11 protein-coding genes and 2 tRNA genes are annotated in these 10,942 nt (G+C 62.1%); 7 read left to right on the plus strand and 6 right to left on the minus strand.

All coding sequences use genetic code 11. The annotated features are described in order from the left end of the window. Positions 1-24 precede the first annotated feature (24 nt). Genes K4G67_RS07150 through tkt form a run of 4 tightly spaced genes read right to left on the minus strand, consistent with a single transcriptional unit; the run spans position 25 to position 4,718 of the window. Entirely contained in the window at positions 25-1,224 is a 1,200-nt protein-coding gene (locus K4G67_RS07150; RefSeq protein WP_239805675.1) for a phosphoglycerate kinase, read from the minus strand. Next, the gene (locus K4G67_RS07155; protein ID WP_239805676.1) at positions 1,221-1,691 is read right to left on the minus strand and encodes an MOSC domain-containing protein; all 471 of its coding nucleotides are present in this window, start codon (positions 1,689-1,691) and stop codon (positions 1,221-1,223) included. Before K4G67_RS07155 ends, K4G67_RS07150 begins: the two co-directional genes overlap by 4 nt. Before the next feature lie 15 nt (positions 1,692-1,706). Then, entirely contained in the window at positions 1,707-2,714 is a 1,008-nt protein-coding gene (gene gap, locus K4G67_RS07160) for a type I glyceraldehyde-3-phosphate dehydrogenase (RefSeq protein WP_239805677.1), read from the minus strand. A gap of 15 nt (positions 2,715-2,729) precedes the next feature. Then, positions 2,730-4,718, minus strand: coding sequence for a transketolase (gene tkt / locus K4G67_RS07165; protein WP_239805678.1), 1,989 nt, complete (start codon positions 4,716-4,718; stop codon positions 2,730-2,732). 364 nt (positions 4,719-5,082) lie between these two features. Here tkt and K4G67_RS07170 point away from each other — a divergent pair, with 364 nt between their 5' ends. From K4G67_RS07170 to K4G67_RS07190, 5 genes are all read left to right on the plus strand, one after another. Next, on the plus strand, positions 5,083-5,358 hold the full coding sequence (locus K4G67_RS07170) for a hypothetical protein (protein WP_239805679.1): 276 nt from the start codon (positions 5,083-5,085) through the stop codon (positions 5,356-5,358). Continuing rightward, the gene (locus K4G67_RS07175) at positions 5,355-5,693 is read left to right on the plus strand and encodes a cell division protein ZapA (RefSeq protein ID WP_239805680.1); all 339 of its coding nucleotides are present in this window, start codon (positions 5,355-5,357) and stop codon (positions 5,691-5,693) included. Before K4G67_RS07170 ends, K4G67_RS07175 begins: the two co-directional genes overlap by 4 nt. Positions 5,694-5,897: 204 nt before the next feature. Beyond that, positions 5,898-6,500, plus strand: a complete 603-nt coding sequence (locus K4G67_RS07180) for a 5-formyltetrahydrofolate cyclo-ligase (protein ID WP_239805681.1) — start codon at positions 5,898-5,900, stop codon at positions 6,498-6,500. After that, positions 6,497-6,718 carry a DUF2842 domain-containing protein gene (locus K4G67_RS07185; RefSeq protein ID WP_239805682.1) on the plus strand — a complete coding sequence of 74 codons (222 nt, stop codon included), beginning with the start codon at positions 6,497-6,499 and terminating at the stop codon, positions 6,716-6,718. Before K4G67_RS07180 ends, K4G67_RS07185 begins: the two co-directional genes overlap by 4 nt. A gap of 130 nt (positions 6,719-6,848) precedes the next feature. After that, complete coding sequence (locus K4G67_RS07190) at positions 6,849-6,971, plus strand: DUF2842 domain-containing protein (protein ID WP_239805683.1); 123 nt, start codon at positions 6,849-6,851, stop codon at positions 6,969-6,971. 129 nt (positions 6,972-7,100) lie between these two features. Here K4G67_RS07190 and K4G67_RS07195 read toward each other — a convergent pair. After that, positions 7,101-7,177 (minus strand) — tRNA-Asp (locus K4G67_RS07195). A gap of 93 nt (positions 7,178-7,270) precedes the next feature. Then, positions 7,271-8,266, minus strand: a complete 996-nt coding sequence (gene thyA, locus K4G67_RS07200; protein WP_275588764.1) for a thymidylate synthase — start codon at positions 8,264-8,266, stop codon at positions 7,271-7,273. 235 nt (positions 8,267-8,501) lie between these two features. Between thyA and K4G67_RS07205 the strand changes: the two genes are divergently transcribed. Both K4G67_RS07205 and K4G67_RS07210 read left to right on the plus strand, forming a co-directional pair. Then, positions 8,502-8,578: transfer RNA gene (locus K4G67_RS07205), tRNA-Pro, on the plus strand. A gap of 306 nt (positions 8,579-8,884) precedes the next feature. Next, positions 8,885-10,765: a site-specific integrase gene (locus tag K4G67_RS07210; protein ID WP_239805684.1), complete on the plus strand. Its 1,881-nt coding sequence runs from the start codon at positions 8,885-8,887 to the stop codon at positions 10,763-10,765. Positions 10,766-10,942: the final 177 nt, after the last annotated feature.

The raw sequence follows: 10,942 nt of genomic DNA on the forward strand, positions 1-10,942 counted from the left end.
GTATTCGAGAAAGGTTCGGAAAATTCAGGGCGTCAGCGCCGCAACCCCAGGCAATTCGCGCCCTTCCATCCATCCGAGGAAGGCCCCGCCAGCAGTCGAGACATAGGTGAAATCATCGCCTGCACCCGCATGGTTGAGCGCCGCGACCGTGTCGCCCCCGCCCGCCACCGATACGAGCGAGCCTTCGCGGGTCAGCGCGGCGGCGGTCTTGGCGAGGGATACGGTCGCCGCATCGAACGGCTCTGTCTCGAACGCGCCGAGAGGGCCGTTCCACACAAGCGTGCGGCAGGTCTTGAGCACATCGCCCAATGCCTCGGTCGCCTGCGGCCCGATGTCCAGGATGATTTCCTCCGCCGCGACCTCGTGCACGTTGCACGTGCGCAGCGATGCGGGATTGGCCGCGAATTCGGTCGCCACCACAACGTCATAGGGCAGATGCACGGTACAGCCCGAACGATCGGCCGCCTCCATGATCGCTTCGACCGTGGGCTTCAATTCATGTTCGCACAGCGATTTGCCGACATCGACCCCGCGTGCGGCAAGGAAGGTGTTGGCCATGCCGCCACCGATGATGAGGTGATCGACGATCCCGACAAGATGCTCCAGCACGGCAAGTTTGCTCGACACCTTCGCCCCGCCGACGACGGCCGCGACCGGCTTTTCCGGATTGCCAAGCGCCCTGTCGAGCGCCTCCAGCTCCTTCTGCATCGCACGCCCGGCAAAGCTGGGCAGGCAATGGGTGATCGCCTCGGTGCTGGCATGGGCGCGATGGGCGGCGGAAAACGCATCATTGACGTAGAAATCGCCATTGGCGGCGATGGCCGCGGCAAATTCGGCGTCGTTCGCCTCCTCGCCCGGCCAGAAGCGCGTATTTTCGAGGATGGCGACATCGCCATCGCGCAATATGCCGACCGATTGCGCGACGACATCGCCGGCAACTTCGGGCACGAACATGATTTCCCGGCCCAGAACATCCTGCACCGCGTCGACCACCATGCTGAGCGACTGGGTCGAGCTTCGCTGCCCCTTCGGCCTGCCGAAATGCGCGAGCAGCAGCACCTTCGCCCCCGCATCGGCCAGTTCCAGTATCGTCGGCGCCGAGGCATTGATCCGCGTGCGGTCGGTGACCTGCCCGCCGTTCATGGGCAGGTTGAGATCGACGCGAACCAGCGCCACCTTGCCCGAAACCTGTTCAATATCGTCGAGAGTGCGAAAGCTGCTCATGCTTCGATCCTTATGATGTCGCCGATGGCGATATGCCCGCCCTTCAGCACCCGGCCCAGCAGGCCGCCGCGCCAATCCGGCATCAGCGCTGCCTTCAATCCGGCGTGAATGTTCTCCATCCGGCTGCAGGGGTCGCATTCCTGCACCGCCTCGATAACGAGAGTTTCGCCGATATGGATTCGTGCGCCCGCCTCGCGCGGCAAGGCAATGCCATCGACGAGCAGGTTGGCGCGACGCTCGGACCAACGGATGGCGTCGGGCGCGAGATCGAGGTCGGCCATGGCGGCGGCCCATCCCGATGCGGTGATGAGCGAAACCTGACGCTTGCGCGGGCCGTCCGGCTTCATCGCGCCGCGATAATCGCCGTCGAGGCCCGCTTCGGCCGTAACCTCGACGGCGTCTATTTCCTCGATCGGACCGCGCGGGCGGTCATGCCGCGCAATGCCGACCAACCGCCCCACGCTCATCGTCCGCCCCCCGGCTCAGATCAGGCCAGCGATCACGCCGGCGGTATCGATCATCCGGTTGGAGAAGCCCCATTCGTTGTCATACCACGACACGACGCGGGCGAGCTTGTTTTCCAGCACTGCGGTCTCGAGGCTGTCCACGGTCGAGCTGGCCGGATAATGGTTGAAGTCCGAGGACACCAGCGGCTCTTCCGTATAATCAAGCACGCCCTTCAGCGCGCCATTGGCCGCGGATTTGAGCGCTTCGTTCAGTTCCTCAGCGCTGGTGTCACGCGACGGGGTGAACACGAGATCGATCAGGCTGACATTCGGCGTCGGCACGCGGACCGAGCTGCCATCGAGCTTGCCATTGAGTTCGGGCAGCACGAGGCCGACCGCGCGGGCAGCACCCGTCGTCGTCGGGATCATGTTCTGCGCCCCGGCGCGGGCACGACGCATGTCCGAGTGCATTTGGTCGAGCATGCGCTGATCGTTGGTGTAGCTGTGGATCGTGGTCATGAAACCGCGTTCGATCCCGACCGCTTCGTGCAGCACCTTTGCGACGGGCGCGAGGCAGTTGGTCGTGCAGCTTGCGTTCGACACGACGATGTCGTCGGCGGTCAGCGTACCCTGATTGACGCCGAACACGATGGTCTTGTCGACATTCTTCGCCGGTGCGGAGATGAGCACGCGCTTCGCCCCTGCATCGAGATGCGGGCTGGCCGCCTCCTTCGACTGAAAAAAGCCCGTGCATTCGAGCACGATGTCGACGCCCATCGCCCTGTGCGGGAGCTTGCCGGGATCGCGTTCCTTCGTGACCGCGATCTTCTTGCCATTCACGGTGATGCTGTCGGCGTCCGACGTTACCTCACCCGGGAAGCGCCCGTGCGAGGAATCGTAGGAAAACAGGAGCGCGTTGTCCTTCGCATCGGCGAGATCGTTGATCGCCACCAGTTCCAGATCGTGATCGTCGCGTTCGAGCAGAGCGCGCGCAACCAGCCGTCCGATACGACCGAAACCATTAATTGCAACCTTCGTCGCCATATGCTGAAACTCCTCTTAGATGCCTAGACGTGCTTTGATTTGCGGAACGATGGCATCGGTCGTGAAACCGAATTTCTCGAACAGATCCGCGGCGGGGGCAGAAGCGCCGAACCGGTCGATCCCGATCTGGAGACCGTCCAGCATGGTATAGCGTTCCCACCCGTAAGAGCTGCCCGCCTCGATCGAAACGCGCAGGATATCGCTCGGCTTGACGTGCGGCAAGATATCGTCGCGGTAGATCTTGTCCTGCTCGTCGAAAAGCTGCGTACAGACCATGGACACGACATCCGCGCCCACGCCTTCGGCCTCCAGCACCTCCGCGACGTCGAGCGCGAGCTGCACTTCGGAACCGCTGGCGATGAGGACGACCTTGCGCGGCGCATCGGCGGCGCGGACGCGATACGCGCCGCGCGCGCTGCGGTTCTGATCCGCGTCGGTGCGCAGCGCGGGCAGGTTCTGCCGGCTGAGCGCGAGAAGTGACGGCCCCGTCGTATGGCGCAGCGCCAGTTCCCAGCATTCCGCCGTTTCGAGCGCGTCGGCCGGGCGGAACACGCGCAGGTTCGGGATCATGCGCAACGATTGGAGATGTTCGATCGGCTGATGCGTCGGCCCATCTTCGCCAAGCCCGATGGAATCATGCGTCATGACATAGATCGCCTGCGCCTCCTGCAGGGCGGAGAGGCGGATGGCCGGGCGGCAATAATCCGAGAACACCATGAAGGTGCCGCCATAGGGGATGACCCCGCCATGCAGCGCCATGCCGTTCATCGCCGCGGCCATGCCGAATTCACGAATGCCGTAATAGACGTAGCGACCCGCGTAATCCTCCGCCGTAAAGGGCGTGGTCGCGGGCGTCTTGGTATTGTTCGACCCGGTGAGATCGGCCGACCCGCCGACGAGCGCTGGGACCGACGCGGTGAGCACGCCCAATGCCGCCTCGCTCGCCTTGCGCGTCGCCATCTTCGGCATGTCGCGAGTTAGCTGCTCCTTGTATTCCTGCCAGTCGGCGAGCTTGGGCAATTCACCCGACATGCGGGCGCGAAACGCCTCCCCGTCGGGCGATTTCGCGAGGCGGTCGGTCCATTCCTGCCGCGCCTTGCGTCCGCGCACGGCGGTCTGCTGCCACTCGGCGGCGATGTCGGACGGAATGTCGAACGGCGCGGCGCTCCAGCCCAGCGTTTGGCGGACCGCGGCGATTTCCTCGTCGCCAAGCGCGGCACCATGGGTGGCAGACGTGCCCTGCTTGTTCGGGGCGCCCTTGCCGATCACGGTCTTGCACGCGACGAGGGACGGACGCGGATCGGCCACCGCTTCATCCAGAGCGCGGCGGATGTCGCCGAAATCATGCCCGTCACAGCTGGTCACATGCCAGCCGGTCGCGGCATAGCGCGCCTTGATGTCCTCGCTCGTCGAAAGCGAGGTCGCACCATCGATGGTGATGTCATTGTCGTCCCAAAGCACGTTCAGCCGGCCAAGCTTCAGATGCCCGGCAAGGCCGATCGCCTCGTGGTTGATCCCTTCCATCAGACAGCCGTCCCCGGCGATCGTCCACGTACGATGATCGACCAGCGCGTCGCCGAACTCGGCGTTAAGATGCCGCTCCGCCATCGCCATGCCGACCGCCATGGCCAGCCCCTGCCCCAGCGGGCCGGTCGTGCATTCCACACCGGGGATGAGAAAGTTTTCCGGATGCCCGGCGCACACGCTGCCAAGCTGGCGGAAATTACGGATGTCGTCCATCGTAGGCCGGTCGTAGCCCGACAGGTGGAGCAACGCATATATCAGCATCGAACCGTGCCCTGCGGACAGGACGAAACGGTCCCGGTCGTGCCAGTCGGGCGATTTGGGATCGAATTTCAGATAATCCGACCACAGAACCGTTGCCACATCGGCCATGCCCATCGGCATGCCGGGGTGCCCGGAATTGGCGGCCTGCACCGCGTCCATCGACAAGGCACGAATGGCGTTGGCCATGGGGGTGAGCTGGCTGCGATCCAAAGTCATTCTCTTGTATTCCGGCCTTTCGGGGCGGCGTTGAGTGGCCCCTTGTTCGATTGCACGTTTCGATTCGTCGGCGGGCGTGCTTTGCGGGTGCGGTGCCGCCTCGTCAAGTTTGCACCCCGGCTGTCCCGCCACGGGGCAGCGCCTGCCTCGATGCGATAGGGTGTAAAACCGTTTTTGACCATTGCTTTACCAATCGTTTCTGTGCGCTAAGACAAACCGCGTTCGCGAACCGACCCGCCGCATGGTGGGGTTCGGTTGCGGTCGCTCGGGCGGTTCGACGCCGTTTAACGGAGCGGCCGCGGGCTCGTATGACGATCCCGTTCGGCGAATCGACGATTTTGCGAGGGGCGAGGAACGACTAACGATGAACAGCCATGACACTCAAACCGGCGTGGATACGCCCGAAGCCGCGCTCGCGCGATTGCAGAGCGCGCTTGTCCGGCTGGAGCAGGCCGCAACCCGCCCGCAGGCGCACACCGCCGAAATCGACGATTTGCGGCGGCAGCGCGACGCGATGCGGGACAGGATCGGGACTGCGGTCCAGGAGATCGACGTGCTTATCGCCGGGCTGACTCCCGCCATGTCAGACGAATTGGCTGGCGGCGATCCGGGCGCGGCTTCGGACAGGGCTTCGGCATGAGCAATCTCAAGCTTTCGATCGGCGGGCGCAGTTTCGCCGTGAGCTGCGCACCGGGCGAGGAAGAGCACATTCGCGCATTGGGCGAAAGAATCGACGAATCGATACGCAAGGCCGGCGCGATGGGGCAAAGCGAACCGCGCATGTTGCTGTTCGCTGCGCTGATGCTCGCCGACGAGCTCCACGAAATGCAGCGCGCGGCCGCCCCGGCGCCACGATCCGCCCCGCCCGAACGCGATCCCGAAGCGGACGCGCAGCTGTCGCGCACGATCGACGCCATCACGCAGCGCATCGAAAATATCGCCCGCCACCTTGAGGGCGGCGACCATCATCCCTAAATCACGAAGCGACGGGTTCTGCGTGGCACGAGCCGACAGAACATCCCTGAGGCTATAAGCAATCCTAGGGGGCTGTCCCTGTTCCGGGCCGTGGCCTGGGATATATGGCCCCCACCTGACGTTACAGGCGTCAGAGGATTTCACACGGCAAACGACCAAATGGTGGGCCCGTCACCCTTTCCCGGCTTTTAAAAGGCATCACGGATGAACGAAACGCAGGCCGCGCGCAAAAAAGCCCTGCGCGCCGAATTGCGCCAGATGCGCCGCGACCATGTCGCCGCCCTGCCCGATGCGACCCGTGCGCTCATCATGCGGCGCCCGCCGGCGCCGATGCTGGCGATGATCGGCGACGATGCCGTCATCGGCCTTTATCACGCCGCCGCGCACGAGGCCCCGACCCGCCATTACGCCCGCTTTTTTCAGGAGGCCGGTCACCGCATCGCCCTCCCCGCCTTTGCCGACCGCGATGCGCCGATGAATTTTCGCGAATGGACCGACCCGTGGGACGATAGCGATCTGGCCGGCGGTCCCTTCGCCATGCCGCAGCCTGAAGCCGATACCGCGGCGTTGGTGCCCGATGTGCTGATCGTGCCGCTCGTCGGCTTTACCGCTGCGGGCGAGCGGTTGGGACAGGGCGGCGGCCATTACGACCGCTGGCTCGGTGCGAATCGCGATACGCTGGCCATCGGCATGGCCTGGGATGTACAGGAGGTCGATACGCTGCCCTGCGAGGCGCATGACCGTCCCCTGGATGCGGTGGTGACGCCGACGCGATTCTTCGGCCCGTTTGAAAAGGCACGCCCATGACCGATCCAGAATGGAAACCGACGTGGCGAAAGCCTGTGGGCGTGCTGGCACTGCTTTTCGGGATGCTGATCTATTCGGGGATCGTCGTCACGCTGGTGGAGCCGATTTCACGCTGGCCGGTGCTGGCGCAAGTGCCGGTCTATCTCGTGCTGGGCATCGCGTGGCTCTTGCCGCTCCGCCGCTTTCTCATCTGGATGGAAACGGGGCGCTGGGGCTGATTCTGCGGTAACCCGGCGGCGGGTTTGGATATCATGCCGTCCGGCGGCCCATCGCCCGCCAAACGCAGCGCGGCGGCATCCTTTCGGATACCGCCGCCATGCTGTTCGATCAGGATCGAAATCCCCAAGTGTGGAGCCGATTTCACGCTGGCCGGTGCTGGCGCAAGTGCCGGTCTATCTCGTGCTGGGCATCGCGTGGCTCTTGCCGCTCCGCCGCTTTCTCATCTGGATGGAAACGGGGCGCTGGGGCTGATTCTGCGGTAACCCGGCGGCGGGTTTGGATATCATGCCGTCCGGCGGCCCATCGCCCGCCAAACGCAGCGCGGCGGCATCCTTTCGGATACCGCCGCCATGCTGTTCGATCAGGATCGAAATCCCCAAGTGGCGCGAGTGACGGGACTTGAACCCGCGACCTCCGGCGTGACAGGCCGGCGCTCTAACCAACTGAGCTACACCCGCTCTCCCCTTGGGGTGACGGGCAATTAGGCGAGCTGTTCCACGCTGTCAACGATGATCGAAACAGAGACGTAATATTTTTTCAAACTCTCGCAATCAGACCGCGACGGGCGCGGAAATATGCGGTTGCGGCGCGTAGCCGGACACGGTGAAATCTTCGATCCCATAGTCGAAAATGCTTTTAACCCCATCGCGGATCGACAGAATCGGGCGACCCGACGGCGTCCGGGCCAACTGCTCTGTCACCAGCGGTTCGTGATTGAGGTAGAGATGCGTGTCCCCGCCCATCCACGTAAAGCGCCCCGGCAACAGCCCCGCCTGCGCCGCGAGCATGCGTTGCAGCAGCGCCGCCGACCACAGGTTGAACGGTAGCCCCAAAGCCACGTCGCAACTGCGCTGGTAAAGGAGGCCGTTCAGCCGTCCGTCCGCCACATGATACTGATAGGTCTTGTGACACGGCGGAAGCGCCATCGCATCCAGCTCCGCGACGTTCCACCCCTCGAGGATATGGCGCCGGCTACCCGGATTGCCGCGCAGACTTTCCACAAGCTGCGCGACCTGATTCACACCCTCTCCCTTGCGGTAAAGCCCGTCCCCCGCCGGCACATAGGTCGGCCAATCGACCCATTGCTTGCCATAGACCGGGCCGAGATCGCCCCATCGCCGGGCAAACTCGGCGTCTTCTGCAATGCGGGCGGAAAAATCCTCGGCACTGATTGGCTCGCCCGTTTCGCGCCGGTACCGGTCGAGTGGCCAGTCGGTCCAGATCCCGACGCGCTGTTGCACGAGCGGCCTGATATTGGTTTCCCCGGTGAGGAACCACAGCAGTTCGCGCGTCGCGGTTTTCCAATACACGCGCTTCGTCGTGATCAAAGGCATCGCGCCGTCCGACAGATCGAAACGCATCGTCACGCCGAACACCGATCGCGTACCGATCCCGGTGCGGTCCCGCCTTTCGTCGCCTTCGGTCCATATGCGGCGCATGAGATCGAGATATTGCCATTCATAATGATCGGCGTTCGCGCGCGATGAAATGTCAGCGGGCGTGTCGGATTCGCCGGCCGCGTCGCCGGTTTCGGGATTCGTGTTCATGGCCGTCAGCTTAGACGTTGCCCGGCCGCCGTGTGCAAGGGGAGTGTGGTACGTGGCAAAAGCCCGAGGACAAGCGTGTTACAGCCTGTACAGAACCTGTGGGCACGGCGTGGACAGACCTGTGGACAAAAGAAAGACGCCCGAATGTGCGAACTATGCTTGCCACGCGGACGCCGTCTGCCTATAGGCGCCCTCCTGCCTCGCCGTTCGGTTCGCACCGGCGGCAGACATCGGTCGGGGAGTAGCTCAGCCTGGTAGAGCACTGTCTTCGGGAGGCAGGGGCCGGAGGTTCGAATCCTCTCTCCCCGACCAACTACCCCTAAGTCATTGAAAATTGGCGATCCTTTCAGCGGTCGGGTAGGTTTGTCCCCAAACCTGTTCCCATCGCTGTTCCCACAGGGAGCGTATTCGATGACGACTACCAATCTTCGCCTTCGCGGTGGGACCTATCATTGGCGACGCAAGCTTACGCTTGCAGGAACGCCTGTTTCGGTTTCGTTCTCACTTTGCACTGGTAACTACCGAACTGCGCGTGGTATTATGGCTCGTCTGGAGGTTCAGGCGAGGAACATAAGTATGTCGTATGGAAGCGTTGGCGTCGCAATCCGTCCCGATCAGATGAAAGCTGCATTCAAGGACGCGATGCGGGTTCAGTTGGACCGTATCTTAACCGATCAGATTGGGAACGGCGATGATCCTGCCGACGACGCACGCGCCAATCGCGTCTTCGCGGAATTCTATGATATTCGCGCCCGTCGCGGAATTGACGCCGACTTTACTCCGGACCACTTTGACGATCTCCTGGCGCGCGGCTGGTCGGCGGATGATGCGTCATGCGTCGCGATGTTGTGCCATCAACGTAGGGGAAAGACCGAAGTTACGAAGCGTCAACTCGACGATTACGCCTCAAGCTTCAAGATCACCCCGACCGGGTCAAATCTCGAAAAGTTGCAGCGCCTGATTTATGAAGCTCGAGCGGCCGCCTGCTTGGAGGCCGCGCGGCAATTGCCCGATAGCGGTTTCGACTTTCGAGATTGGATTGACGAGGCTCTTCGGGACGACGCCCCCCTTGCCTACGAAAACGATATCGAACCCGAGACAAGTGGACCCGATGAACAACAGGCTTTCAACGAGGCGGATGACACTGAGCCAACGACGACGGCGCACGAACCGGTCGCAGCGTCAGAGTGCGCTGCGGATGGTGGCGAAAAGCCGCAAACAGGGCAATTCGAAGGACCTACGCCTCAGGAAGCTACCGTAGCCGCTGAAACCAACGCTCCTTATCGGAACTCAGAAACGAAAACAGCCGATACGAAGCTGCTTAAAGAAGCGGCGGAGGACTGCATCGCTGCAGCCTCTTACGAGGATGGCTGGAGCCCGGATACAATAAAGCAGGTTCGAACGGCTATCGCGATGTTCGACTTCGCGTCGGGAAACAACGTAGAAATCGAAAACATCACTCAAGAGAGCGTCGTAAAATTCAAAGCCCTGTGCCGAACCCTCCCCAATCGCTGGGGTCGCACAACGGCAGAGCGTGAACAAGGTTTCCCTGCCAGTCTGGCGCGGGCAAAAGAGATGCCTGCATCCGAAGTTGGTATCAGCCAGAAAACGATGAATAAGCATCTGACCTGGATCGCGAAGGTCATCGAATTCGGCGCAAGTGCCGAGGGAGGTGGCCACAGGACAGCAGAGGCTCTTGATTTCAAATCTGCCCGTGCAACGCTGACGAAGAATGGCGGCCGAAAGGCTAAGCGTAAGCGCGACCTGCGAGCTAACTGGACCCCACAAGAAGTTCGCCACATACTCTCTGCGCCGGTTTGGTCCGGCTCAGCGGGCCTTGATGATCGTCTAAATGCTGGCGACGAAATTTTTCACGACGCATGGTATTACCTACCGATCATGCTGCCTCTCTATGGTGGTCGAAGTTCAGAACTTGCCGGACTACGGCTAGCCGATGTCCATGAGGATGACCCGATCCCATATATGCAGATCGATTACAGCGAAGATCGCGATCTGAAGAACGTGCAGTCCATCCGCAAGCTTCCCATTCATCCTGAACTTATTCGCCTCGGCTTTATCGATTATGTTCAGGCAATGCGTGGCCTCGGTCACACATATCTGTTTCCCGAAATGAAGGCTCCGAAAGCCAGAAGCTTCGCCGATACGTTTCGGAAGTCAATCTTTGAAAAGTTGCGCGCATGGGCGTTTCCCGAAGGCACCGAATGGCGACATCGAAACAGGGGTGCCTGGATTGACAAAAATGTTCACAGCTATCGTGGTATGTGCACAACAATCCTGAAGGGCAAAGTCGCGGACAGTGTCCGTTGCGACATCTTTGGTCACGAAGGTCAAACGGAGACAGAGCGAACCTATGATGAAGAGGCTGAATTGGGGGATAAACTTATAGCCCTCGAACATCTTTCCTTCCTGACCGAACATATCGAGCCAACGAAGTTGAGGTTGCGTCCGCCGGATCGGCAACGCCACGGTGCACGTTGAGGAAGGCCACAACAGTAATCTGATGGCAAGAACTGGGCCGGTAGCGGTCAGTCTGCTTCTGGGTAGTGACCGCAAAAGTCGCCGGTCCGCTTCCGTTTAGAGTTTCGGACGCCGCGAGGCGTCGGAAAGTCGACGGTGCCCGAACCTGCGGGCCGCACGCGGTGCGCTATGGGGATT

Source organism: Croceicoccus hydrothermalis (assembly GCF_022378335.1).
GTDB lineage: Bacteria > Pseudomonadota > Alphaproteobacteria > Sphingomonadales > Sphingomonadaceae > Croceicoccus > Croceicoccus hydrothermalis.